The organism is Natrinema ejinorense (genome assembly GCF_002494345.1).
GTDB classification, from domain to species: Archaea; Halobacteriota; Halobacteria; order Halobacteriales; family Natrialbaceae; genus Natrinema; species Natrinema longum.
The window spans coordinates 2,852,155-2,875,165 of the sequence record NZ_NXNI01000001.1; the positions used below are offsets into that span (position 1 = coordinate 2,852,155).

Annotated in this window: 23 protein-coding genes; 9 read left to right on the forward strand and 14 right to left on the reverse strand. The window is 66.1% G+C overall.

All coding sequences use genetic code 11. The features are described 5' to 3' along the window. Window positions 1–5 precede the first annotated feature (5 nt). The 7 genes from CP557_RS14180 to CP557_RS14210 form a co-directional block, all read right to left on the reverse strand. Window positions 6–1,055, reverse strand: a complete 1,050-nt coding sequence (locus CP557_RS14180) for a sulfatase-like hydrolase/transferase (RefSeq protein WP_394340611.1) — start codon at window positions 1,053–1,055, stop codon at window positions 6–8. Between the two features lie 110 nt (window positions 1,056–1,165). Next, window positions 1,166–2,080 carry a glycosyltransferase family 2 protein gene (locus CP557_RS14185; RefSeq protein WP_169924387.1) on the reverse strand — a complete coding sequence of 305 codons (915 nt, stop codon included), beginning with the start codon at window positions 2,078–2,080 and terminating at the stop codon, window positions 1,166–1,168. A gap of 67 nt (window positions 2,081–2,147) precedes the next feature. Next, the gene (locus CP557_RS14190) at window positions 2,148–3,104 is read right to left on the reverse strand and encodes a hypothetical protein (protein WP_143825075.1); all 957 of its coding nucleotides are present in this window, start codon (window positions 3,102–3,104) and stop codon (window positions 2,148–2,150) included. Between the two features lie 100 nt (window positions 3,105–3,204). Then, a complete protein-coding gene (locus CP557_RS14195; protein ID WP_097381651.1) occupies window positions 3,205–4,602 on the reverse strand; it encodes a sulfatase-like hydrolase/transferase in 1,398 nt (465 codons plus the stop codon). 22 nt (window positions 4,603–4,624) lie between these two features. Further along, window positions 4,625–5,344: a glycosyltransferase family 2 protein gene (locus CP557_RS14200; protein WP_211290213.1), complete on the reverse strand. Its 720-nt coding sequence runs from the start codon at window positions 5,342–5,344 to the stop codon at window positions 4,625–4,627. Continuing rightward, window positions 5,341–6,510: a glycosyltransferase gene (locus CP557_RS14205; protein WP_211290214.1), complete on the reverse strand. Its 1,170-nt coding sequence runs from the start codon at window positions 6,508–6,510 to the stop codon at window positions 5,341–5,343. The genes CP557_RS14200 and CP557_RS14205 overlap by 4 nt, the downstream gene beginning before the upstream one ends. Next, on the reverse strand, window positions 6,507–7,670 hold the full coding sequence (locus CP557_RS14210) for a glycosyltransferase (protein WP_097380513.1): 1,164 nt from the start codon (window positions 7,668–7,670) through the stop codon (window positions 6,507–6,509). The genes CP557_RS14205 and CP557_RS14210 overlap by 4 nt, the downstream gene beginning before the upstream one ends. 292 nt (window positions 7,671–7,962) lie before the next feature. Between CP557_RS14210 and CP557_RS14215 the strand changes: the two genes are divergently transcribed. The 3 genes from CP557_RS14215 (at window position 7,963) to CP557_RS14225 (ending at window position 10,457) form a co-directional block, all read left to right on the forward strand. Next, entirely contained in the window at window positions 7,963–8,670 is a 708-nt protein-coding gene (locus tag CP557_RS14215; RefSeq protein WP_097380514.1) for a DUF120 domain-containing protein, read from the forward strand. Next, on the forward strand, window positions 8,667–9,389 hold the full coding sequence (gene ribB, locus CP557_RS14220) for a 3,4-dihydroxy-2-butanone-4-phosphate synthase (protein ID WP_097380515.1): 723 nt from the start codon (window positions 8,667–8,669) through the stop codon (window positions 9,387–9,389). The genes CP557_RS14215 and ribB overlap by 4 nt, the downstream gene beginning before the upstream one ends. A 132-nt stretch (window positions 9,390–9,521) precedes the next feature. After that, the gene (locus CP557_RS14225; RefSeq protein ID WP_097380516.1) at window positions 9,522–10,457 is read left to right on the forward strand and encodes a branched-chain amino acid transaminase; all 936 of its coding nucleotides are present in this window, start codon (window positions 9,522–9,524) and stop codon (window positions 10,455–10,457) included. 440 nt (window positions 10,458–10,897) lie between these two features. On the opposite strand, the gene CP557_RS14230 is transcribed toward CP557_RS14225, so the two are convergent. Beyond that, the gene (locus tag CP557_RS14230; protein ID WP_097380517.1) at window positions 10,898–11,614 is read right to left on the reverse strand and encodes a DUF502 domain-containing protein; all 717 of its coding nucleotides are present in this window, start codon (window positions 11,612–11,614) and stop codon (window positions 10,898–10,900) included. Between the two features lie 148 nt (window positions 11,615–11,762). Between CP557_RS14230 and CP557_RS14235 the strand changes: the two genes are divergently transcribed. Then, window positions 11,763–13,136, forward strand: a complete 1,374-nt coding sequence (locus CP557_RS14235; RefSeq protein WP_097380518.1) for an MFS transporter — start codon at window positions 11,763–11,765, stop codon at window positions 13,134–13,136. 85 nt (window positions 13,137–13,221) lie between these two features. Here CP557_RS14235 and CP557_RS14240 read toward each other — a convergent pair whose 3' ends face one another. Next, on the reverse strand, window positions 13,222–14,094 hold the full coding sequence (locus tag CP557_RS14240; protein ID WP_097380519.1) for an aminotransferase class IV: 873 nt from the start codon (window positions 14,092–14,094) through the stop codon (window positions 13,222–13,224). A gap of 113 nt (window positions 14,095–14,207) precedes the next feature. On the opposite strand from CP557_RS14240, the gene CP557_RS23305 reads away from it, so the two are divergent. From CP557_RS23305 to CP557_RS14265, 4 genes are all read left to right on the forward strand, one after another. Next, the gene (locus CP557_RS23305; RefSeq protein ID WP_281255563.1) at window positions 14,208–14,333 is read left to right on the forward strand and encodes a hypothetical protein; all 126 of its coding nucleotides are present in this window, start codon (window positions 14,208–14,210) and stop codon (window positions 14,331–14,333) included. 525 nt (window positions 14,334–14,858) lie between these two features. Then, the gene (locus CP557_RS22200; RefSeq protein ID WP_143825076.1) at window positions 14,859–15,677 is read left to right on the forward strand and encodes a hypothetical protein; all 819 of its coding nucleotides are present in this window, start codon (window positions 14,859–14,861) and stop codon (window positions 15,675–15,677) included. Window positions 15,678–16,218: 541 nt separating this feature from the next. Then, window positions 16,219–16,398 carry a hypothetical protein gene (locus CP557_RS23095; RefSeq protein ID WP_097380522.1) on the forward strand — a complete coding sequence of 60 codons (180 nt, stop codon included), beginning with the start codon at window positions 16,219–16,221 and terminating at the stop codon, window positions 16,396–16,398. Further along, on the forward strand, window positions 16,352–16,570 hold the full coding sequence (locus tag CP557_RS14265) for a HalOD1 output domain-containing protein (protein ID WP_097380523.1): 219 nt from the start codon (window positions 16,352–16,354) through the stop codon (window positions 16,568–16,570). Before CP557_RS23095 ends, CP557_RS14265 begins: the two co-directional genes overlap by 47 nt. Before the next feature lie 45 nt (window positions 16,571–16,615). Here the strand turns inward: CP557_RS14265 and CP557_RS14270 are convergent, their stop codons facing one another. The 4 genes from CP557_RS14270 to CP557_RS14285 all read right to left on the reverse strand — a co-directional run bounded on the left by CP557_RS14270 (window position 16,616) and on the right by CP557_RS14285 (window position 20,493). Further along, the gene (locus CP557_RS14270) at window positions 16,616–17,296 is read right to left on the reverse strand and encodes an anthranilate synthase component II (protein WP_211290215.1); all 681 of its coding nucleotides are present in this window, start codon (window positions 17,294–17,296) and stop codon (window positions 16,616–16,618) included. Beyond that, entirely contained in the window at window positions 17,280–18,854 is a 1,575-nt protein-coding gene (gene pabB / locus CP557_RS14275) for an aminodeoxychorismate synthase, component I (RefSeq protein ID WP_097380524.1), read from the reverse strand. The genes CP557_RS14270 and pabB overlap by 17 nt, the downstream gene beginning before the upstream one ends. A 127-nt stretch (window positions 18,855–18,981) precedes the next feature. After that, the gene (locus CP557_RS14280) at window positions 18,982–19,599 is read right to left on the reverse strand and encodes a helix-hairpin-helix domain-containing protein (protein ID WP_097380525.1); all 618 of its coding nucleotides are present in this window, start codon (window positions 19,597–19,599) and stop codon (window positions 18,982–18,984) included. A gap of 90 nt (window positions 19,600–19,689) precedes the next feature. Next, on the reverse strand, window positions 19,690–20,493 hold the full coding sequence (locus CP557_RS14285) for a shikimate dehydrogenase (RefSeq protein ID WP_097380526.1): 804 nt from the start codon (window positions 20,491–20,493) through the stop codon (window positions 19,690–19,692). A 170-nt stretch (window positions 20,494–20,663) separates the two neighbouring features. Here CP557_RS14285 and CP557_RS14290 point away from each other — a divergent pair, with 170 nt between their 5' ends. Next, window positions 20,664–21,608 (forward strand): calcium/sodium antiporter, encoded by a 945-nt coding sequence (locus tag CP557_RS14290; RefSeq protein ID WP_097380527.1) that lies wholly within the window; start codon window positions 20,664–20,666, stop codon window positions 21,606–21,608. Between the two features lie 33 nt (window positions 21,609–21,641). Here the strand turns inward: CP557_RS14290 and CP557_RS14295 are convergent, their stop codons facing one another. Beyond that, window positions 21,642–22,958 (reverse strand): DUF7344 domain-containing protein, encoded by a 1,317-nt coding sequence (locus CP557_RS14295; protein WP_097380528.1) that lies wholly within the window; start codon window positions 22,956–22,958, stop codon window positions 21,642–21,644. Between the last annotated feature and the right edge of the window lie 53 nt (window positions 22,959–23,011).

A 23,011-nucleotide genomic window follows, 5' to 3' on the forward strand; every position in this document is an offset into this window, starting at 1 on the left:
GTCAGTCATGCGTATCCGAGGTCCTCCAGGTCTTCCCGCAGCGCGTCCTCCGTGACCACGTAGTCGGGGTCGAACCGCTCGAGTTGCTTCTCGAGGGCGGGGTCGGTCGCCGGTTCGCCGTCCGAGAGCCGGACGGTGTGGTCGTCCGTCGCGACGTGCTCGGCGTTCATCGCCGCCGTCCGCTCGCCGTAGGCCGCGAAGGCGACCTCGCGCTCGAGGGTCCCGACGCCGTGCTCGCGTCCGGTGAGGATCGTCGGCACGTCGATCAGCGAGACGACCTCGCCGAGATCGGGCGCGTTTCGCGTTCCGAACGGCACGGTGAGCAGTTCCGGCCGCATCTCGCCGGGATGGCCCCACAGGCCGTCTTCGCCGAGTAGCTCGCCGTGGTCCGCACAGAAGACGACCCGCGTCTCGTCGGGGATGGCGTCCCAGAGTCGCGCCAGTTTCCGGTCGAGTTCGACGACCTCCTGGCGGTAGAGGTCGCGAACGAGGGTCTCGTCGGCCACCGAGCCACGGCCCGCGAGCACGCGCCGGCTCACCCGCTGGGCTTCCGCCCGGCTCACGCTCGCGTCCTCCGGATCGTACGGATGGTGCGGTTCCATGAAGTGCAGCCAGCCGAACCACTCCTCGCGTCCCTCGCGTTCGGCGAGGAACTGCTCGATCACGTCCTCGGCCGGGCGAAACGACTTCTCGAGGTCGGTAACGCGGCTCCGAAGCGCCTGATACCGGTTCCAGCCCCAGCTGGCGATCTCGTAGGCGAGCGTGCCCCGCTCGAGCAAGACCGCCCCTTTCTCCTTGAGCGTCTCCCCGCCGCCTTTCGGCGAGGTAAACGAGTCGAACGCGTCGGCGTAGCCGTACGCCGCCGAGAGGAGGTGATTCGTCGTGATCCCGATCCGCCGACAGTCGAACGCGGTAGCCACGCTCGTCGCCTCCCCGAGGCCGTCGCCGGTCGCGTACTCGCCGCCGACGATCGCGGGAAAGCTTCCGAGGGTCGCCGTCGACGTCGCGAACGCCCGCGGATGCTGCGTTTCCAGATAGGCCTTCGTTCGCTCCATCTCGTCGAAGTGGTCGGCGCGCAGGGAATCGACCGTGACTAACAGCGTCGTCCGTGCCGGTTCGGTCGAGTCCACACGGGCGTCCGTGCTCGTCGTCGCTGACTCACCGCTCATCGCGGACTCACCACCGGGAGTCGGTCACTCACGCCCGCAGTCGCGGCCTCGAATCGCAGCCGTGCGTCGCGAACGTCCATCAGTTTCGCACCGAGCCACGTGGGGATCGGGACCGAGCCGTCGAGGACGGCGAGGGGTTTGTCGACGGACTGGTTCCCGAGCCAGAACTCGCGGGCGACGACCTGATCGTAGCCCCACTTCTCGCGGAAATAGGACTTGCTCGCGAGGAGTTTGGCGGGATCGAGTCGATTCGAGTCGTACTCGCCGCCGCCGCCGGGACGGTGGGGAAAGAGCACCGCTGGGCAGGTGCCAAAGCGCCAGTCGGTCGCCCGGTGGGCGACGAAGAAGTCGAGGTGCTCGCGGCCGATCACGTACCGTTCGTCCCAGCCTTGCTCCTCGAGACACGCCCGGCGGAACGTCGCGACGTTCGGGACGAAGTCGAACGCGACGAGGGGGTAGCCCGCCACTATCGCCGCCGTTTTCGAGCCCGTCTCCCGGACGAGCACGTCGCCGTCCTCCGACAGATCGTGACACAGGCCCTGTATCGTCCCGTGTTCGAGCAACAGTCCGCTGATGCCGCCGAACTCGGGACGGGCCTCGAGTTGGCGAACGAGGACGTCCGCGTTCGGCGGCACCTCGTGGTCGCTGTCGACGATCGTCAGGTACTCCTCGGAGAGGGCGTCGACGATCGCGTTGCGGCCGACGCCGAGCCCCGCGTCGTAGGGCAGGTCGATCACCTCGAGGGCGAACGGCCACGCCCGTTCGTAGAGGTGACTGCGCTCCTCGGTCCGCCCGTCGTCGGCGACGTAGACGGTCTCGTAGTGGTCCCCGGGAACGGATTCCAGGAGGGTCTCGAGCTTCTCGGTCCGACTGAAGACCTTCACGCCGAGGGCGACTGCGGGGTCGCTCACGACGACCGCACCTCCGCCCGATTCGTTCCGCCGATCGTCTTCGGTTCTAGTGTCGTATGCATCGTGGTTACTCCGTGTATCCGAGCGACGCCAGGCGATCCTGAACGTCCGCATCGACCGTGCGTTCGTCGGCTGCCGATTCGGGGTCGAGCGTCGGGACTGTCGTGCCCTCGTCGCGGGCCTCGAGTTCGACCCAGGGGACCCGACGGATACTCGAGACGGGAGTGTCGGGATGGCCCCAGATGCCGAGTTCGCCCATCGCGTTGCCGTGATCAGCACTCAGCGCCAGCGTCCCGTCGACGTTCCGGCGGAGCGTCGCCACCGAGCCCAGCCCCGTTCGAAGGTTGTCGGCGTAGGCCTCCCAGACCACGTCTCGAGCCAGTTCCCCGCGTCGAACGCGCCCCCACACGTCCAGTCCGGTCTCGGCAGGATCGACGACCGAGTCGGGGGAGCCCCAGTACTCCGGTCGATAGCCCGCGTGGAGATCCGGACGGTCGAGAAACGGAACGTGGGGTTGCATGTAGTGGACGATGACGCGGTCGTAGTCACCCTCCCGACAGACGGCGATCGCTCGGTCGGTGATCGGTTCCGGCCGGATCGAGCCGAGGTCGTCGTCCCAGGCGTAGCGCCACACTTCGTCGAGCAGTCCGAGCGGATGATCGTCGCCGAGGGCCGCCGCCGAGAACGGGTTCCCGGTCACGTAGGCCGTGTTCTCGAGTCCCTCCCTGTCTGCCGGTGTGAACGTCCGGCGCATCCACTCTTTGGACGACCCCGCGACCGAGTCGATCGCGGCCGCGTCGACGGCTTCGGGCGAGGGCAGCCAGTCGTACTCGGGTGCGACCTCGGCCAGCAGGTCGACCCGACAGGCGTCCAGCAGGACGAGGACGTCCCACTCGCGCTCGAAGACCGTCTCGTCGGCGAACTCGCCCATCCACACCCGTCGGCCCACCCACTCGAAGACGACCTCGAGCGACCGGCGAACGCCGCGTTCGGGCATCTTTCGAACGAAGCGGCCGACGCCCATCAGTCGCCCACCTCCCGAAGCGTCGCCGAACCCGTCACCGCGGGTCGCCACGATTGCGTCCGCGAGCAGGAGCGATCCATCGTGAGTGAACTCGGTGCGATCATGCGTATCCCAGATCCTCGAGCTGTTGGCGTACCGATTCGTCGAGTTCGAGGTCCTCCTCGACGTCGGTGCGACGGTCGATCGAGTCGACGAGTTCCCTGAGGCGAGCGCGGGGGTCCTCGTAGGGCGATTCGCCCCACTCCTCAAATCCGCCGAACGTCTCGTAGCCGAAGTACTCGCCCAGCGCGACCCCCTCGAGCCACCGGGTGCGGTACTCGAGGTCGTCGAACCCCTTGCGCCGCAGGGCGTCGAGGTGCCGTTCGGGGAGGCCGTGGTACTCGACGAGCGTCTCGCCCTCGCGGAACGCACCGTCGGGGCCACCCTCGTCGCCGTCTGGTCGCCCCGCCGAGTCGGAGTCCGAGAGGGCGGTAAGGTCTCGTCCCCTCGCCGCGGGATCGGACTCGAGACCGGCGGCTGCGAGGACCGTCTCGTGGACGTCGAGGAGCGTCACCGGCGTCTCGTCGTACGTGACGTCCTCGACGGCCCCCTCGCGCGCGTCGAAGACCGACAGCGGCACGCGAGCGAGTTCGGGATAGAGACCCGAGAGGTGTTCCCAGCCGCCGTGTTCGCCCAGGAGTTCGCCGTGGTCGCTGACCGTCACGACCAGATCGAACGACGCGCGCAGGTGGGCGAACAGTCGCTCGTAGACGTCGGAGAGGTATCGGACGCAGTCGTCGTACGCCCGTTCGAGATCCGCCGGGTCGTCCGTGGGTTCGCCCAGCGAGGCGGCCAGGCCGTCGATGTCGACGTCGACGGTCTTCCACTCCGGAGGCGGATCGTACGGCGAGTGGGCCTCCATCAGATTCACGAAGAGGAACTCGTCGTCGCCGAACGTCGTCTCGCGAACCAACTCGAGGGCGGCCCTCGCACCGTCGTCGACGGCGTCGAGGTGGTGGCCGAATCGGGTGTCGCGCAGCTTCAACTTCGCACCGTGTTTCAGGGACGGGAGCGTCCGGTCGTCACCGAACAGGACCTTGCCGAGCGCGAGCGCGTATCGCTCGGGACCGCGGTCGCGCGTCTGCGCGATGAAGTCGTCCCAGTCGAACAGCTCATCGCCGTGGTGCTGGAGGCGATGGCTCTTCTCGAACCGGTCGAAGCCGCGGTCGGCGTCGAACACCGGGGAGATGTTGGGGTTCGCGCTGAACGCTCGCGTCGTGTATCCGGCCGATCGCAGTCGCTCGGCGAGGAGGGGATCGGCGGTATCGAACGTCTGTGCGCCGGCGTAGATGCCGACCTCGCTCGCGTACCGTCCCGTAAACAGCGACGCGTGGGCCGGCACCGTCCAGTGGCTCGTGCTCCAGGCGTGCTCGAAGCGCCGCCCGGGCACCCAGTCGAAGTGGTCCTCGAACGCGTCGTAGCGGAGCGTGTCGAGAACGATCAGTGCGATATTCGTCATGGATTCGATCCGTTCGTCCGTCTCATCTGTCGAGTCCAACGGCGTTTGGCAGGTCGTACCGGACCCTGTCGACGAGGTTCCAGACCCCCTTTCGCCACAGCCAGTCGTTGACCCGTCCCCGAAGCGTGTCGGGAACGAGTACTGCCTCGTAGCGGTCGGGATACTCCCGGCGCAAGCGCGCCTCGAGTGCCTCGTCGAGCGTCGCTCGTGGCGGCTCCGGATGGTGCATCCGGACGTCGTCGCGATACGCGCAGCGACCGTCCGCGTCGCGCTCCATCCGCCAGCCGAACTCGGTATCGTCGCGCCACCCGGCGAACGCCGGCCGGAAGCCGCCGACGGCGATCGCGGCCTCGCGGTCGAACGCGAGGTTGCAGCCGACGTATCGCCGCTCCCCGTCGTAGGTCCGGCCGCCGTGGACGGCCCCCTCCAGACAGACGAGGTCCGGGTCGCGGTCGAACGCCGCTTCGACGTGTGCGAGCCAATCCCGAGGTGGCCGGCAGTCGTCGTCGGTCAGCGCGACGACGTCGCCTCGAGCGCCGAGAATCCCCGTGTTGCGCGCCTCACAGATGTCCAGCGTCGCGTCGTCGACGACGAGCACCTCGTAGGCGGCCGCGGTCTGCTCGCGGAGGCAGTCGACGACCGCGTCGTGATCGTTCGCGGGGATGGTCGGCACCACGACCGAGACGGTCGGCTCCGGATGCTCGATCGGTCGCAACGGGGACCGATCCGACGCCGCCCTCACCGATCGGTCACCCCCTCGAGGTCGGGTTCGTCGGCGTCGGTGGCGCGCCGCGTCGGTTCGCCGAGGGCCGCCGTCTGCTCGACGACCGCACGGAGCCCCTCCGCGAAGCGGTCGTACTCGTAGCGCCTCGCTTCGGCCCTGATCGCGTTCGAATCGAAGTCGGCGGGGTCGAACCGCCGAACCGTCTCGCGAATCGATTCGACGGTCGGCTCGAAGCGCAGGCCCGTCCGTCCCTCCTGTACCTGATACCGCGTGAACCCCTCGTCGACACCGAGGAGGGGTTTGCCTGCCATCATCGTTTCCGCGCCGACGAGGCCGAAATCCTCCTGTTTGGGCGCGTAGACGACCGCGGTGGCCCGCGCGACGAGGGACTCGATGTCCGCGACGTAGCCCCGCACCTCGATGTTGTCGTGGGTCGCCGCGATCGCCTCGAGTCGCTCGCGTTGCTCGCCGTCGCCGGCGATCACGAGCCGCTCGTCGAGCCCCGCAAACGCCGTCGCGATCAGGTCGATCCGCTTCTCGGGAGCGAGCCGAGACCAGGTGAGGAAGTAGCCGTCGTCGCCGTCGGTTCGCCAGTCGCCGGTCACCGGCGGATAGACGACGGTCGCGTCGCGCCCGTAGAACCGCCGAATCCGATCGCGAACCAGTTCGCTGTTCGCGACGAAGCGGTCGACGTAGTCGTTGGCCTCCTTGTCCAGCGCCCGCCACGCCTTCGCGTACGCCTTGAGTCCGGTCTCGAGGAACGGGTACGCGAACGACGAGAGCCGATCCCGATAGAGATCGTACAGCCACCGCGGCGGGCTGTGGGGATAGTGGACGATCCGCTGGTCGACCGCGGGGACGTAGGACTTCGACAGCGGCGCGCTCTCGAGGATCACGTCGTACTCGGTGAGCGCCTCGTGGGCGTCGGTCATATCGAGTGCCACGTGCAGCGTCTCGAGGGGGTTCATCCCCTCGTTTTTCCACTCGAGGAGCGGCCGCCACGGCAGCGACGTGTATTTCGACTGCTGGAACGGGATCACCGCGACGTCGTCTGGGATGGCCGTTCCCTCGGCGACGTAGGCGGTGTAGATCGGCGCGTCGAGCACCCGCGCGGCCTCGAGTGCGAACTCTTCGCCGCCGCCGATGCCGGGGAACCGGTCGTGGAGGATCGCCACGTCGGTCACTGTAACACCTCCCTGAGTTCCCGGTCGGGCGACCAGGTGCCGTCGTGGGCGTCGTCGTCCCCGTCGGCGCGAGCGCGGAGCAGCGAAACGCTCGCCCGAAACAGCGAGATCTGACTGTCGAACAGCGAGTACAGCGGCTGGAGCGGGCCGAGCGCGTCCCGAGAACCGAGTGCCGTGAACGCGAGGAGGGCAGCCGGAGTCGCCAGCCCGAACGGCCCCAGGACGGCCAGCGAGCCCACCGTCGCGACGCCGATTCCGGTGGCGACGAGCCACGGCGAAATCACCATGAACCACCAGTTGAACGGCAAGACGACGCGTCCGTAGGCACCGTGACGGCCGAGCGCGTCGCGCTGTCGCCACAGGAGTCGCAGGAGTCCCATCGCACGCCGATCCTTCTGGGCCCGGCGCTTGCCGAACGCGGAGTGGGCCGCTTCCCGGTAGCGGATCGCCGGATCGAAGACGACCCGCCCCCCGTTGCGCCGGATTTTGAGGGCGAGTTCGGTGTCGTCGGCGATCGAATCCTCGTCGATCGGGACGATCGCGTCGCGCTCGAACGCCGAGAACGGCCCGTGAAAGATCAGCGTCGAGTCGATGTGTGACTCGAGGATCTGAATGATCGTCTGGACGTCGCGGTACCCCCGCTCGACCTCGCTGTCGCCGAGGACCTCGGCGTTGCGCCCGGTGACGGCCGCGACGTCGGGATCGGCGAGGTTCGCGGCCGCTCTCCGGACGGCGTCGGGTTCGATCCGGGAATCACAGTCGGTCTTGACGACGATGTCGTTTTCGGCGGCCGCGTAGGCCTCGTTCAGCGCGGGCGCGAGCCCCTCGCGTTCTGCCGTCCGGATGAGTGTCAGCTCCGGCTCCGGCCGGCCGGCGAAGAACGTCTCGACCAGGTCGGCCGTCCCGTCGTCGCTCGAGTCGACGACGACGATCTCGACCCGATCCATCGGATAGTCGAGTTCGACCAGTTCCTCGAGTTTCGACTCGACGATCGCCGCCTCGTTGTACGTCGGCAGGACGATACTCACCGACGGCTCCTGGGGCCACGTCCGGGCGGGGGTGCCCGAGGGCCGTCGCAGGACGTACACGCCGAGGTAGAGCAGATACGGAAGGCCCGTGAGTGCAACCAGTCCGAACAGAGCCTCGAGGAGGCGCTTCATGCAAGTACGCCTCAACGCTCAACGGTCCGCTGCAAAGCCGACCGGCTTGCATTGTGCAAGGACTGGGTGCCCCTCCCCCGAGCCCATCGCCGCGAACACGTGAGCGAAGGGGCGACGGAACTCGTTCCGACGGTGGACGGGTGGTACGAGCTGTTGTTCCCGCTAACCGGTGGCTTTTTCCACCCGCCTCGAGAGAGTCGAGTACACGATAAACGCTCGTGAATCCCATCACAGTTTCGTGATGCGTGCCACATTCGGTATGCTTTTATCGGCGTAGGGGATACGTAGGTGTATGTCAGTGTTAGCCGAGTCCGCCGTCGGGCACGACGAACTCGCCGTGCTCAAACTCCTCGCACTCGAGGGCGGCCTCGAGGGAGACGTGAAGATTTCCTGTTCTCACCTCGCAGAACGCCTCGACGCATCGAACCAGACCGCCTCGCGACGGCTCCAGCGCCTCGAGAGCGCCGACCTGCTCGAGCGCGATACGGTCAGCGACGGCCAGTGGGTCGCGATCACCGACGATGGAGAGCACACGCTCCACGCCGAATACGAGGACTACCGCCGCATCTTCGAGACGGACTCGCAGGTCGAACTCGAGGGGACCGTCACCAGCGGGATGGGCGAAGGTCGCCACTACATCTCGCTGTCGGGCTACAAACGCCAGTTCGAGGAGCGACTCGGCTACGAGCCGTTCCCCGGCACGCTCAACGTCGACCTCCGCGACGATAGCGTCCGCCGGCGCAGCGCCATGGCCTCGCTCGAGCCAGTCCCCATCGACGGCTGGGAATCGGACGAGCGGACCTACGGCCCCGCCGTCTGTTACCCCGCGACGATCGAGACGGCCGATGGCGAGGTCTACGACGGCGCATACACCATCGCCCCCGAACGCACCCACCACGACGACGACCAACTCGAGGTCATCGCCCCCGCAAAGCTCCGCGAGGAACTCGCCCTCGAGGACGGCGATCACGTCACCGTCTCGGTGGGTGATCGGGAATGACTGGCCACCACGCCGGTCCACAGTCGAACGCGGACGGCACCGGTGCGGGTTCGCCCTCGAGAACCACGGGTTCGACGAGCGCGTTCGAGCGCGCCCTCGAGTCGCTCCGGGCCGGCGAACCGATCCTCGTCCACGACGCGGCCGACCGCGAGGGCGAGACGGACCTGATCTACCACGCCGATGCCGTGACGCCCGAGGCCGTCGCCCGACTGCGCAACGACGCCGGCGGACTGGTCTGTGTCGCGCTCGGCCACGAGGTCGCGGAGGCGTTCGACCTCCCCTTCTACTCGGAGGCCGTCGACCACCCCGCGACGGACGACCACGAACTCGGCTACGACGAGCGGTCGTCGTTCTCCCTGACGGTCAACCATCGAGACACCTACACCGGAATCACCGACGACGACCGTTCGACGACCATTCGGGCGCTCGGTGCTGCCGCCGCGACGCCCGACGAAACCGACTTCGCCACCGAGTTCCGGGTCCCCGGCCACGTCCACCTGCTCAAGGGCGCGCCCGACCTGCTCGCCCAGCGCGAGGGCCACACCGAACTCGGACTCGCATTGGCCGACGCCGCGGGCCGCTCGCCCGCCGTCGTCGTCTGCGAGATGCTCGACGACGAAACCCGCGAGGCGCTTACCCCCGCCGACGCTCGCGCCTACGCCGACCGACACGGCTTCGCCTACCTCGAGGGCAGCGAGGTCCTCGAGCGCTGCCGATAACCGCTTCGACCCGACTCGACGCGGACCTACCCAGTTCCAGGCCCGACCCACCGACACGGAGTCGCCCGCTGATAGCCCCGCCTCGAGGAGAACCGCGAACACTTAGTACAGTGGCTTGCAACACTGTCGATCATGGGATTCGACGAGATGGACGTCGACACGATCTGGATGGACGGCGAATTCGTCGACTGGGACGACGCGGAGATCCACGTGCTCACGCACGGGCTCCACTACGGGTCGGGCGTCTTCGAGGGCGCGCGCTGTTACGACACCGAAAACGGGCCGGCGCTGTTCCGCTGGGAGGAACACCTCGATCGGCTCTACCAGTCCGCGAAACCCTACGAGATGGAGATCGACTTCACGAAGGCGGAGCTCACCGAGGCGACGAAGGAGCTCATCCAGCGCCAGGAACTCCCCTCCTGTTACGTCCGACCGATCGCCTACTACGGCTACAACTCGCTGGGCGTCAGCCCAAAGGACTGTCCGACCCGCACCGCCATCGCCGTCTGGCCGTGGGGTGCCTACCTCGGCGAGGACGCGCTGGAAAACGGCATCGACGTGATGATCTCCTCGTGGCGGAAACACGCCTCGAGCCAGATTCCGACCAACGCCAAGACCACCGGCCTCTACGTCAACAGCATGCTCGCGGGCGAGGAGGCGCGGCGAAACGGCTACGCGGAAGCGATCGTCCTCAACAAGGAGGGCAACGTCGCCGAAGGCCCCGGCGAGAACGTCTTCCTCGTGCGCGACGACGAGATTTTCACGCCCGGCCTCTCGGAGTCGATCCTCGACGGTATCACTCGCGACTCCGTGATCGAGATCGCCGAGGAGCTGGGCTATACGGTCCACGACGACGTCTCCATCTCGCGTGGCGAACTCAATACGGCCGACGAACTGTTCTTTACCGGCTCCGCGGCCGAAGTCACACCGATCCGGAAAGTCGACAACGTCGTCATCGGCGACGGCTCCCGCGGCCCCGTCACCGAGGAAATCCAGCAGCGGTTCTTCGACATCGTCGAGCAGGCCCCCGCGGAGTACGACGAGTGGTTCGAGTTCGTCGAGGTCTGAGGGCGGCTTCCCGAAGCAAACGACACCGATCGCGCTCGAAACGGGCGCATAGAAGGCTAATCGACTGTCTTGCTGTCCGTTTCTCTCGACGACAGATTACCGTGCCCGGGAACGCGCCTCGAGTATCGCGAGAGGCGGACGACCCGGGGGAGGGCAGGCGGTTTGCCGAATACTGCCGCGAGCGAACGAAGTGAGCGAGCGGGCCGACGACTGATGTGGAGAGCGCGAAGCGCTCGAAACGGAGGGAGGAGTGCTTTCGATCGAAACTGAGCGGGAGCGTTGCTCCCTCGAGCAGTCGGCGCGAAGCGCCGACGACCTCGCGAATTCTGGCGGGAGATCCATCCCGCTGACCTCGCGGGAGCTTCGCTCCCGCTTAGCTTCGATTCGCTCAGTCACGAGAGAGCTTCGCTCTCTCGAACGACAGCGCAAAATTTCGTTGGTTAGTCGTCGTCGACGGAGGGTTGCTGGTCGGTCCCCTCGCCGCCGTCGGTTCTGGACCCGTCGATGACATCGATCGAGACGCCCGCGTCCATACCGCGGCGGTTGGCGTCACCGAAGCCGGCGCTCAGCACGCGAGTCAGCGCGTCCTCGACGTCCTCGTCGAGTTCGGTGATCCGGTCGGACTCGACTTCGATGACGTAGCCGGTCGTGATATTCGGGGAAGTCGGCAAGAAGAGCACCTCGCGGCCGTCGTCGGTCACCTTGCCCGTCTTGAACGCCGTCATTCGAAGCCCCTGCCAGGTCTCGATTTTGACCGGTTTCTGCAGCGATTCCTGTTCGCCGAAGGCCGTCTCGGCGGCCATCTTCGAAGCGTTGTAGACGACGCGAACCACGGGAACGCGGTTGGCGACGTTGTCGACGAGCCGTTCGACGAGCCCGCCGACGGTCGTCCGCATGAGGTAGCCGACCGAGAAGGTCAGAATGACGAAGACGGTGAGCGCGACGAGCACGCGGAGGAACTGTGCGACCTGCTCGCGGGTTTGGACGGCCTGATCGCTCGTCCCCGGAATGAGCGAGCTGAGCGCGTCCGGATCGAGGATCAACCCGGGTGTGATCCCGGCGACGATCCCGTAGAGCCAGTAGACCGCATAGAGCGTAATGAGGATCGGGACCAGAACGATGAGCCCGCTGGCGAAATCCCGCTTCCACGAAGCCATGTCCTGAAACTCACACTACTGGCTAATGAGCCCTTCCCTTTGTCGTATCCCGCGACGGCCGGCCGCTCGGATCACGGTCCGGAGCGGTCCGGCAATCGACCCCCGTCGCGAACGAAATTTCAAGGGCGTTCGATGAGCAGTGAGACGTATGAGTCTCGAGCGGGAGCCAGCCGAGGAAGCCGACCTGCTGGATCCGTTTCGACAGTTCTTCGCGCTCGAGCGCGACGTGCTCGTCCTCTCGGCGGCGATGTTCGCGTTCAGCCTCGGCTTCCAGATGACCAGTCGGTACATGGCCGAGTACATGTACGCGCTCGGGGCGACGGGAGCCGTCGTCGGCCTGTTCGGGTCGTTCGGGAACGTCATCAGCGCCGTCTACCCCTATCCCGGCGGGGCGATTTCCGATCGGATCGGCTCGCGGGACGCACTGACCGCGTTCGGCCTGTGCTCGACGGTCGGGTTCGGCATCTGGCTGGCCGCCCCCGCGCTCGCGGACGTGACGATCGGGCCGACGTCGCTGGCGATCGTCGCGGTCTTCCTCGGCTTGCTCCTCGCACAGGCCTGGAAGTCCTTCGGACTCGGCGCGACGTTCGCGATCGTCAAGCAGGCGGTTCCGCCCTCGCAACTGGCTGCCGGCTTCGCGAGCACCGAGACGTTCCGCCGGACCGCCTTTCTCGTCGGCCCGCTGTTCGCCGCCGCGCTCTTCTATCCGTTCGGCTCGAGCGACGGGGAGATCGTCACCGCCTTCCAGCTCATCCTGCTCGTCGCCGTCGCGTTCGGCGCTCTCGGAACGGTCGTCCAGCACGTCCTCTACCGACCCGACGAAGACGACATCGGCAAGGAGTTCGAGGGCGTCTCCCAGCTGCTCGCCGACCTCCGTGCGATGCCGAGCGAACTCCGACCCCTGCTGATCGGCGATACGCTCGTTCGCTTCGCCAACGGCATGGTCTACGTCTTTTTCGTGCTCGTCGTCACGCGCGTTCTCGAGGTCGGACTCTCGGTTTCCGTTCCCGCGGTCGGAACCGTATCCCTCTCGCCGCAGTCGTACTTCGGGGTGTTGCTGGGGATCGAGATGGTCGTCGCCCTGCTGACGATGATTCCGGTCGCCAAGGCCGCCGAACGGATCGGACTCAAACCGGTCGTGGCCCTCGGCTTCGTCGTCTACGCGGTGTTCCCGATCCTGTTGATCAACGCGCCCGCCGACGCGGCCGTTCTCGCGGGCCTCTTTGCCTTCTCCGGGCTGCGCTTTGCCGGCCTACCGGCACATAAGGCGTTGATCGTCGGCCCCGCCGAGCAGGGGGCCGGCGGCCGGGTGACGGGTGCGTACTACCTCCTGCGGAACCTGATCGTGATCCCGAGCGCCGCGCTGGGCGGATTGCTCTGGGACGGCGTTTCGAACCCGCTTACCGGTGTCGAACTGTTCGCCGGCGATCCGGTCGTCGCGTTCAGTGTCGCGACCGGCGTCGGGCTCGTCGGGACCGCCTACTTCCTGGTGTTCGGCGAGGAGTTCGAGGCGTATCGATAGCTGAGGGATAGCCCGGGCGGGAGTCACGCACGGGCGGAGAGGCACCCGACTCGAGGGATGTCGACGCCGAGACGGGGAAAAGAATCTACCGATAACACGCGTGTTCGACGCGCTCGTCGTACAGCCGGGATAGCCGCGCCGTGATCGGGCCGCCGCCGATCTCGTGGCCGTCGATCGTTGCGATCGGCCGCAGTTCCCACGTACGGTTGGTGAGAAACGCCTCATCGGCCGCGAGAACGTCGGCTAGCTCGTATCGGCCCTCCTGAACCGGAACGTCGGCCTCGCAAGCGAGCGCGAGGACGATCCGTCGCGTGATCCCCGGCAGCATGGGACCGTCCGCTGTCGGCGTGTACAACTCGCCGTCACGGGCGAAGAACAGGTTGCTCGTCGCACCCTCCGTAATCGCCCCCTCGAGATCACACATGAGCGCCTCGTCGGCATCGCCCTCGAGTTCCGCACGCGCGAGGATGCCGTTCAGGTAGTTGTGGGTCTTCGCCGCGGCCGGAAGCGCTTCGTCGGGGACGCGTCGGGTTTCGACCGTCTCGACCGTCGCCGGTTCGTCCCAGACGGACTCGCCCTCGAGGCCGCCCCGCGGGAGCGGGGTCGCGTAGACGACGACCGTCGGATCGACCTCGGGCTGGGGCGTCAATTTGCCCGGCTGGACGCCGCGGGTGATCGACAGCCGGACGGAGGCGTCCGCGAGGTCGTTCGCCGCCAGCGTCTCGTCGATCCGCGTCCGGAGGTCGCTCGCGTCGAGGCCGTGTGCGAGCGAGAGGGCCTCGCAGGTCCGCTCGAGGCGCTCGAGGTGGGCGTCCCACGCGAAGATCGTGCCGCCGTAGGCGCGCATCGTTTCGAAGGCCGCGTCGCCGTAGCGGAAGCCGCGATCGTCGACGCTGACGGTCGCCTCGCTGGCGGGGACGAGATCGCCGTCGACGTGGTAGATGGAGTCGTCGGTCATGGCAGTGCGCTCGAGTTGGCGTGGCACTCGAAGGAGTATGAACCCACTGCTCGTCGAGACCGTCGACCTCATCACTACCGCCGCTGCATTACATTCCGTTACATAGGTCGGGTATGCCCGTCGACCTCGAGACGACGTTCACCGCGATGGCGACAGCTCGTGCGGCGACCGATCGACTCGGCCCGGAAGACCCCGACGAGTGGGGTCCCGGCGTCGAGACGGACGGTGACGACCAGTAGATGACCGATATGCAAGGAGCGGTCTGGTGGGGACCAGCACCGCACAAATCCGATGCCGCATATCGTCCGTGGCTCGTCGTAAGCGACACCTCGTATCCGTCTGCAGTCGAAGAGTGGATTCTCGTCGGGATGACACCCCAGGATCGTCCTCGGAGAGCAACTGACCGAACAAAAACAAGAGCGAGAAGCAATCCGAAACGCGTCCAGATCAAGAACATCAGCACAGAAAACACTGAGAGATGGTATCGGAACGCCTGATCAAGAAATCTAAGCGAGAAATGGACCGAAAAACAGTACGATGGTACTCGATATCGACTAATGGCTGTTCTCTGCTATAGTAGCAACTGAAAGTCATTGCACACCTGATCGCACGACAGCGTTGCGATCAGTGTGTAAATCGTTTCAGTTGCTACTATAGAGATCCGGCGGTCAGTTCATAGGCTTGTGAGCGATCATTATTTTCGACTGAACGGTGCGGGTATCAGGGCATGCATTTAAGTGAGGACCTATTGTAAATAAGTAGACATGGTTACCCCATCCGTTAGCTTCGGCCCTTTTGATTTTTTTGCGAAATCTATCCCGGGAGCGGTACTAATTCTTGGATTGATACCGTTATTGTCACAAAGACATTTTGAAGGAATTATTGGTGATGTCGGTACGTTTTCAGATCTGGCTGCAATACTCGTCATGGTGTTTATTTTAGGAATGTTAGTTGGCGAATTGGTGCACACACTATCAAATCTAGCTGAAAAACTATTCTATAAATTATTTTTTACGCCTAATTCTAATAATATTGAACAACGAGGAGGTAGCCAAGTACCTATTTTGCTATTAGAACGCCTATACTTCATGTACAGACCACATAGAGGTGTTTTCCACGATGTTATGAACGGTGAGAAGATTAGGGGAAAGGAGGTGAAGGAGAAGTTAGATATACCGTTTGACTCTTTTGTCGAAGCATGTGACGAGTATGGTATTTGGCATTTGAAAAGCAATTCCAGTCTGTATCCAATGGTGATGAGTAATTTATCCCAGGAACAAAATTGGCGATCGGAACGGTTCGAGGTGATTTACCTCTTATGTCGGGGGATGTGGGCCGTTTTTCTGATACTCTTACTATTATACCTCGTATCTATTTGTCTCTACGTACCCATTTGGATCACAATACGTGGACCGGAGGTATATTCGATCGACATATTGCCGATAATAATGCTATTGTCCTTGGCCTTGATTGCACTTATTTTTCTAATCGCATCAAAAGACTATAAGAAGACAATGATTGGATATGTTTTATCAGACTTTTGCGTGTATGTCCAATCGAAGGAGGTAGGAAGCCATGATTGAAGAGACTCCGTGAATGATGTCATACTCCCGTCGATGGGTGTCGCATGACGCCTGGGTTTGGTTACGGGTTCACTGATAAACCCTCGTAGGCGAATCCGACAATCACCGTTATCAAGGATCTACCTCGCCCGACCCAGAAGGTAGTACCGCTTAATCGGCTTGTATCGCCCAGTCCACTGTTCGCTAGCGCGGCGCTCAATTGCCCTGCCCCGTAGGGGCACCCGTTTTTGCATAGAGAAAGGACGAACCGTGACCGTCGTCCCGTCTCTCGAGACACGATCTGAGTTCCCAATCAGTCAATATCCTAACGTTCTTTAGGGTAGATTGCGTAACGCACAGACGCGCACGAAAGTGCGCTGAGCCGGAGTGCCCAGGACCAACCAAGCGCTCCGGCTCACACGCTGCCCCCGCGTCGCGGGAGCAATCCACCATTGACGTTGGCGAAATAAAGAAGTGCCGACGTCCCGCCGACCGGTCGCTCCTGTCGCCGACTCGCTCGCTGGGTTGTGTACCGCCGCGTCGGGGCCACACAGAACGACCCATGGTCTCGAGAATCACCATCCACTGCGACTGTGGTACCGACATTCGTATCGCACCGACCGAGGACCCGGCCACGTGTCCGGACTGCGAGACGACGTTCGCGGTAACGGTCTTCGAACTCCCCGACGATCACCATGCACCCAGCACTCGCCACGGCACTCACGTGTATCGCGGCCCGTGAGGACCGTGCCGTGACGGGCCTGCCACCCCTGTCCGAGACGGTCGACGCCGAGGCTCTCACCGCGGTCCTCGAGTCGAACGCGCCCGTCACCGTCCGCTTCGAGTACGAGGGTTACCGCGTCGTGCTCGGTCCCGGACCCGACGAGGTAGCGGTGATCGATCGGGAGCGGTGACGGGCCGCCGATCGGCCCGCCCGGGCGACGATTCGGGCGGGCCGATCACGCGTCGACTCGAGCGGCGAACCGACAGAAGTTCGCGATCATTCGCTTGCCGACCGACAGCGAGATGCCGTCGCCGTCCGCGGCGTCCTCGTGCCTGCGCGTGAGAATGCTCTCGGGATGGAACTGCACCCCGAGATGTGGTTTCTCGCGGTGGCGGACCGCCATCAGGACGCCGCGCTCGTCTGCCGTCCGGGCGGTCTCCGCGAGCGTCGCGGGCAGGCCAGCGCGCTCGACCGACAGCGAGTGATAACGGCCGACCCGAAACGTCTCGGGGAGTCCGTCGAAGACCCCCGTCCCGTCGTGGGTGATCGTCGACGGCTTCCCGTGGACGACTTCGGGGGCGTGGACGACCGGCGCGCCGTTAGCCGCACACAGCGCCTGGTGGCCGAGGCAGACGCCCAGAATCGGGTACTCCGTCTCCGCGAACAGGGGAATCGAGATGCCCGCTTCCTGTGGAGTTCCGGGTCCCGGCGAGACGATGATTCCGGTCGGCTCGAGGTCGCGAACGCCTGCGAGATCGATCTCGTCGTTTCGCCGGACGAGCACCTCGTCCGCGACTTCGCCGACGTACTGGACGAGGTTGTACGCGAACGAATCGTAGTTGTCGATCACGAGTATCCGTTCGCTGCGGTCGCTCGCCGACGGCCGGTCGCCGTGCTCGTTACTCACGCCGTTCACCTCCGCGTTCCGCCTCGAGTCCCAGGTCGGCCCGCTCGCCGAGCGCGTCGTCGACCGCCGTGATGAGCGCGCGGGCCTTGTCGAGGGTCTCGTCGTACTCGCGGTCCGGTTGGGAGTCGTGGACGATCCCCGCACCGACCCGCAGGTGGTACTCGTCGGCGTGGCGGACCAGCGTCCGGATGACGATATCGAGGGTGGCTCGGCCGTCGAAGCCGAAGATGCCGACGCTGCCCGTGTAGGGGCCGCGCCGGGTCGCCTCGAGTTCGTCGATGATCGCCATCGTTCGCGGTTTCGGCGCGCCGGTGATCGTCCCGCCGGGGAAGGTGGCTGCGATCGCGTCCGCGAGCGACGCCGACGGGCGGAGTCGACCCGTGACGTTCGAGACGAGGTGCATCACCTCGGAGTAGCGGTCGATCCGCCGGTACTCGTCGACGGTGACGGAGCCGAACTCGCAGACCTTCCCGAGGTCGTTGCGCTCGAGGTCGACCAGCATCGCGTGCTCCGCCCGCTCTTTCTCGTCGGTGAGCAGGGCCTCCTCGAGGGCGGCGTCCGCCTCGGCCGTCGCCCCACGGGGTCGCGTCCCGGCGATGGGCTCGGTCCGGACGAAGTCGCCGTCGCGTTCGAGGAGGAGTTCCGGGCTCGCGCTCACCAGGTCGGCCGCGCGGAACTCGAGCAGACAGGAGTAGGGGGCGGGATTGACCCGTCGCAGGGCGTCGTAGGCGGCGACCGGGTGGACCACGGCGGGCGCGACCAGCCGCTGGGAGACGTTCGCCTGAAAGGTGTCTCCCTCGCGGACGTACTCCTTGACCCGACGCACGCGGTCGGCGAAGGCCGCGCGGCCACAGTCGCTCTCGAAGGTCGCTTCCGTCCCCGAGACGGGCGGCTCGCCGATCTCGGGATCGCCGTCGCGAACGGCACGGGCGAGTTCGAGCGCCCGGTCGCGGCCCCGTTCGTAGGCTGCCTCGAGGTCGCTCTCCGTCCAGGCCGTGGGGTTGACGCCGACCCGCGGACAGGCCGTGATCCGCATCGTCACCGCGCCGTCGGTCGGTTCCTCCCAGGCGACGAGTCGATCGTAGACCGCGAGTTCGAGGCGGGGCAGTGCTCGATCGTCGACGGCCGAATCGGGCAGCGTCTCGAGTTCGCGGGCGACGTCGTAGGCTACCCAGCCGATAGCTCCGCAGGGATAGGGAACGTCGCAGTCGCCACGGCGGAGCCGGTCGCTCGCGAGCAGCCCCTCGAGTGCGGCGAGCGTCGGCGACCGACCGTCGTCGGTTCGGGTGACCGCATCGGGGCCGACGGTGAGCCGATCGACGGGATCGACGCCGAAGTAGCCCCAGCCGGGCTGGCCGCCGGTCGTCTCGAGGAAGGCACCCCCCTCGCCGTCGCGCGCTCGGCGATAGGCGCGAAACGGATCGTCGACGGTCACGCGAACTTCGACGGGGACGCGACAGTGGGCGCGCGCCGACTGGTCACGCTCCGCGCCCGCTACACTGTCGTCGCAGTCGCGAGCGGCGGCGCGAAACGAATCCAGCGTCGTGACGACGCGCGGATCGCTCATAGCCCTCGAGAGGGGGGCGGTAACTAATCCTCTTGCGATTTCGGGTCTCGACGGGAACGTTGAGACGGGACGTCTCGAGGAAACAGATGGGGGGTCGGGGTGTGGACGACGGGTCGTCGCGGCTCCGTTATCGGAGTTCGGCGCGATCGATCCAGCCCTGGATGCGCTTTTCGGAGAGATCCGTCTGGTCTGCCAGTTCGGCGGCGTCCGCAGCGGCGAGTTCGCCGACGGTGTCGACGCCGGCGTCGGCGAGCCGGTCGGCGTAGGCCGGGCCGATCCCCTTGATCGAGTCGACGGGGTCGTCGTTGATCTCGACGTCGTCGGTTTGGTCGGGCTCGACTGCATCGGTTGGTTCGGAGTCGGCAGGCTCGTCGTCGGTCTCGGCGTCGTCGGTTCGGTCGGGTTCGGCTTCGTCGACCGGGTCCGCGGGACGGGCTGCCGCAGTCGGCTCGTCGGCGGCCTGCCCGGCCGTTTCCGCAGTCGGAGCCGCGTCGTCGGTCCCCGATTCGGTCGATTCCGCCGGCTCAGCGGCCTCCTCCGGTGTGTCGGTCGGTTCCGCTGGCGACGCCGTCGATCCCCCAACGCTCGAGTCGGCCGTGGTCGACCGTGGCGATTCGGTGGGGTCGCTGCCGTCGTCGCTCGACCCTTCCCGCTCGACCGTTACCCCGACCTCTCGAGTGCCCCCGCGCTCCGAGTTCGACTCGTCGAACCCCAACAGGGACTTCAGCTTTTGGAGGAGTGCCATTATCGGCGTGTAGTCGGTTCCAACACTTAAATTCGTCTGATACTAGTGGACTACTTCGGGGTGCCGCTCGCTTCGGACGGCGGTGGGCTCTCAGAGCCGGGCCCGAAGCGCCTCGTTCATCACGTCGACCGGCGCGTCCCGGCCGGTCCAGATCTCGAACGCCTCGACACCCTGATAGAGGAGCATCCACGCGCCGTCGACGGTCGTCGCTCCCGCGTCGGCTGCGTCGGCCAACAGCCGCGTCTCCAGGGGTCGATAGACCGCGTCCAGGACGGCCAATTCCTCGTGCAGCGCGTCGGCCGGAACCGGCGTCGCGTCTTCCTCCATGCCCACGCTCGTCGCGTTGACCAGCACGTCGGCGTTAGCGACCAGTCCCTCGAGTTCCGCGAGGCCGTGGCCGCTCGCGCGGGGGACTTCCTCGGCCAGCGCGTGAGCCGTCGCTTCGGTTCGATTGGCGATCGCGACCCTCGCGCCGGCATCCGCGAGGCCGAAGGCGATCGCCCGGCCGGCACCGCCGGCACCGACGACGACGGCTCGCGCGCCGTCGATCCCGACATCGTGGTCGCGTAACGCGCGCAACGCACCGACGGCGTCGGTGTTGTAGCCCGTCGGCGGCCCCGATCCCGAGAAGTCGATCGTGTTGACCGCGCCGATTCTGGTCGCCAGATCTTCGGGGGCAACGATCTCGAGGGCCGCCTGCTTGAACGGAATCGTCACGTTCAATCCCGCGATACCGAGCGCGTCAGCGCCGTGGATCGCGTCTTCGATATCGCCTTCGTCGGGTTCGAAGGTCACGTAGCGGGCCTCGAGGCCGCAGTCGTCGTAGGCGGCCTCGTGCATCGGCGGCGACAGCGAGTGGCCGACCGGATTGCCGAGCAGTCCGTAGACGTCCATAGCCATTTGTCTCTCTGCCATTCGGTCGGGTGGGCCTATAATGGGTCTGGCTTCGGCGACGGACACCGCCATACCGGCGTCGTGTGCCGCTGGGTGCCGGCCGACCCGACGCGCCTGCCGACGGCGTCCGTTTCGCGTCGCTTTTAGGGCTCTCCTGAGTAGCCGCCGCCATGCTCTCGGGAACCCCGCTCGATCTCCTCCTGGTGGCGGGTGGGATCGTCGCGCTGTATGCCGGTGCGGAGTTGCTGGTCGCCGGTGCGGGGCGGCTGGCGCTCGGAATCGGGCTCCGGGCGACGACCGTCGGCGTGACGGTAATCGCGTTCGCGACGACAGCGCCGGAACTGTTCGTCTCGACGATCGGTGCGCTGAACGTCTCGAGCGATATCGGGCTCGGGACGATCGTCGGCTCGAACATCGCGAATATCGGCCTGGTCCTCGGGGCCGCCGCGTTGATCAAGCCCCTGCCGATCGCGGAGCGAGTGCTCCGTCGACACGTTCCCGTGATGACACTCGCGGCCGTCCTGTTGGTCGTCCTGGGTGCGAACGGGCGGATCGGCCGCCTCGAGGGCGTGGTCTTCCTGCTGGTGCTTGCCGGATTCACTGCGTTCTTGCTGTACTACGCCAGCGCGGACCCGCCGTCGGTCGCGGAGGATCACGACGCGGGAGCGGGCGTCTCGGTTCGAGACGTTGCACTCGTCGTCGGTGGGTTGATCGTTCTCGTCGGTGGCTCTCGGTGGCTCGTCGACGGTGGGACGGGACTGCTGTCGGCACTGGGCGTCCCGGATCTCGTGATCGGCCTGACGGTCCTCGCACTCGGCACGTCGCTGCCGGAGCTGGCGGCCTCGGTCGTGGGTGCGATCCGCGGGCAGGCGGAGTTCGCCGTCGGAAACGTCGTCGGCTCGAACATCTACAACATCGTCGCCGTCCTGGGGATCGTGGCCATCATCACGCCGATCGAGATCCAGCCGGCCACGCTCCGGTTCGAACTCCCCGTCATGGTTGCCTTTACCCTCCTGCTGGTCGGGATGATGGGGTACGGCCGGCGACTGACGCGGATCGACGGCGCGATCCTCATCGTCGGCTACGCGGGATTTCTCTTCCTCCTGGTTCCCTGATCGAACCCCGTCGAACGGTTCGTCGCCGCCGACTCAGATCGAGAGCGGCGTCTCGTCCTGGGCGTCGCCCTCGGCCGTGAGCCGATCCAGACGCGGACACATGTGTTCGCACACGAGCGAGACCAGCGCGTTCCGCCGTCCGTGACCGGTGATCGCACCGATTCGCGGGTCCGTCTCCGGGCGAGAGTCGTCCCTCGTCACGATCATCGCCGTCGTTCGGTCGGCGAAGACGATACGGCCGTGGTTCCCCCGTTCGATCGGAAAGTTGAGCCAGTCGAGTCGTGGCTCACACACGGTCGCCTCTGGAACCGCTGAGCGGATGGTATCGCGAACCCGCGGGGAATAGGATCCGACGTACACGTCGACCCCCCGCTCGGTGGCCTTCCGCCAGTGCTCGAGGCACGTCTGTTGAACCAGGTCGGGGTCCGGAACCGTCACGAACAGCTCCTCGTCGGCGTTGTCGGCGATCTGGAGTCCCGCCGCGACGACGGATTCTCGGCCCCTGATCGTCCGACAACTGTTGACGCACGCGTCTTCACTCCCGGTACTCCCCTCCGTGGTCGGCTCCGTCGTCGCTGGCGCCGCGCTGGCAGGACCGCCGGTGCGGTCTCGAGCCGTTCGGATGGGGTCGGCCGCGTCCGCGAGTGGCCCCGTGAGCAGCCAGTCGGCCCCCCACTGTGGGGCGTCGGTCGCGAGTTCGACGCGTCTCTCGGCGTCGTCGTACGCGACGAGCCCTGCATCCGAAAGCGCGGGCAGCGCCTCGTGGACGAGCATCGTTGCGGCAGCCGTACACGCTGCCTCGGTGACGTCGACCAGCCGCGTCCCGTCACCGTCCTCCCGTGCCACGACCAGTGCCGCGAGATCGGCGACGGGAACGGTCCCGCGCTGCCTCGCGAGGACGGTACAGACGGTTCGGTAACGCGGGCGACGCAGGGCCTCGAGCGTTCGATTCAGCGTCGCCTCGGGGGCGGGGAACTCCTCGCCGGTCGGATCCGCGAGAAGCGCCCGTACCCACTCGGTCTCGAGAAGCGGGTGATCGGCGAGCGCGACCGCCGTCGTCTCCCCGTCGGACCGTCGGGTCAGGATACCGTGGTCGATCAACCGTGGAATGTGGGCGTGAACCAGCGTGGTCAGGGTTCGCTCGCGCTGGTCGTCGGTGACGATCGGACTGTCGTGTTCCGTGGCCGCAACCTCGGTTGCGAGCGTGGCGACCGACATCGACTCCGACGTCGCGTCGGGTGTGGACGTGTCCTCGCGCCCGAGTAGCGTGGCGAGCAGGTATCGCCGCCGTGGCTCCGCGAGAGCCGTCAACGCAGTCGTTGTCGGCGCAGTGTCGAGGGCCTGACTCATTGGTGGAGCAAGACGACGAGCGGGGGAAAGGGGTGTACCAGCATGCTCTGGTA

What these genes read in the sequence shown, in the direction of transcription:
- pabB (WP_097380524.1), bottom strand. Translation starts at nt 18,854, where the DNA reads ATGAGCGATCCGCGCGTCGTCACGACGCTGGATTCGTTTCGCGCCGCC.
- CP557_RS14230 (WP_097380517.1), bottom strand. Translation starts at nt 11,614, where the DNA reads ATGGCTTCGTGGAAGCGGGATTTCGCCAGCGGGCTCATCGTTCTGGTC.
- ribB (WP_097380515.1), top strand. Translation starts at nt 8,667, where the DNA reads ATGACTGGCCACCACGCCGGTCCACAGTCGAACGCGGACGGCACCGGT.
- CP557_RS14295 (WP_097380528.1), bottom strand. Translation starts at nt 22,958, where the DNA reads ATGAGTCAGGCCCTCGACACTGCGCCGACAACGACTGCGTTGACGGCT.
- CP557_RS14285 (WP_097380526.1), bottom strand. Translation starts at nt 20,493, where the DNA reads ATGGACGTCTACGGACTGCTCGGCAATCCGGTCGGCCACTCGCTGTCG.
- CP557_RS14225 (WP_097380516.1), top strand. Translation starts at nt 9,522, where the DNA reads ATGGGATTCGACGAGATGGACGTCGACACGATCTGGATGGACGGCGAA.
- CP557_RS14235 (WP_097380518.1), top strand. Translation starts at nt 11,763, where the DNA reads ATGAGTCTCGAGCGGGAGCCAGCCGAGGAAGCCGACCTGCTGGATCCG.
- CP557_RS22200 (WP_143825076.1), top strand. Translation starts at nt 14,859, where the DNA reads ATGGTTACCCCATCCGTTAGCTTCGGCCCTTTTGATTTTTTTGCGAAA.
- CP557_RS14265 (WP_097380523.1), top strand. Translation starts at nt 16,352, where the DNA reads ATGCACCCAGCACTCGCCACGGCACTCACGTGTATCGCGGCCCGTGAG.
- CP557_RS14180 (WP_394340611.1), bottom strand. Translation starts at nt 1,055, where the DNA reads ATGGAGCGAACGAAGGCCTATCTGGAAACGCAGCATCCGCGGGCGTTC.
- CP557_RS14215 (WP_097380514.1), top strand. Translation starts at nt 7,963, where the DNA reads ATGTCAGTGTTAGCCGAGTCCGCCGTCGGGCACGACGAACTCGCCGTG.
- CP557_RS14240 (WP_097380519.1), bottom strand. Translation starts at nt 14,094, where the DNA reads ATGACCGACGACTCCATCTACCACGTCGACGGCGATCTCGTCCCCGCC.
- CP557_RS14280 (WP_097380525.1), bottom strand. Translation starts at nt 19,599, where the DNA reads ATGGCACTCCTCCAAAAGCTGAAGTCCCTGTTGGGGTTCGACGAGTCG.
- CP557_RS14290 (WP_097380527.1), top strand. Translation starts at nt 20,664, where the DNA reads ATGCTCTCGGGAACCCCGCTCGATCTCCTCCTGGTGGCGGGTGGGATC.
- CP557_RS14210 (WP_097380513.1), bottom strand. Translation starts at nt 7,670, where the DNA reads ATGAAGCGCCTCCTCGAGGCTCTGTTCGGACTGGTTGCACTCACGGGC.
- CP557_RS14195 (WP_097381651.1), bottom strand. Translation starts at nt 4,602, where the DNA reads ATGACGAATATCGCACTGATCGTTCTCGACACGCTCCGCTACGACGCG.
- CP557_RS23305 (WP_281255563.1), top strand. Translation starts at nt 14,208, where the DNA reads ATGCCCGTCGACCTCGAGACGACGTTCACCGCGATGGCGACAGCTCGT.
- CP557_RS23095 (WP_097380522.1), top strand. Translation starts at nt 16,219, where the DNA reads ATGGTCTCGAGAATCACCATCCACTGCGACTGTGGTACCGACATTCGT.
- CP557_RS14190 (WP_143825075.1), bottom strand. Translation starts at nt 3,104, where the DNA reads ATGGGCGTCGGCCGCTTCGTTCGAAAGATGCCCGAACGCGGCGTTCGC.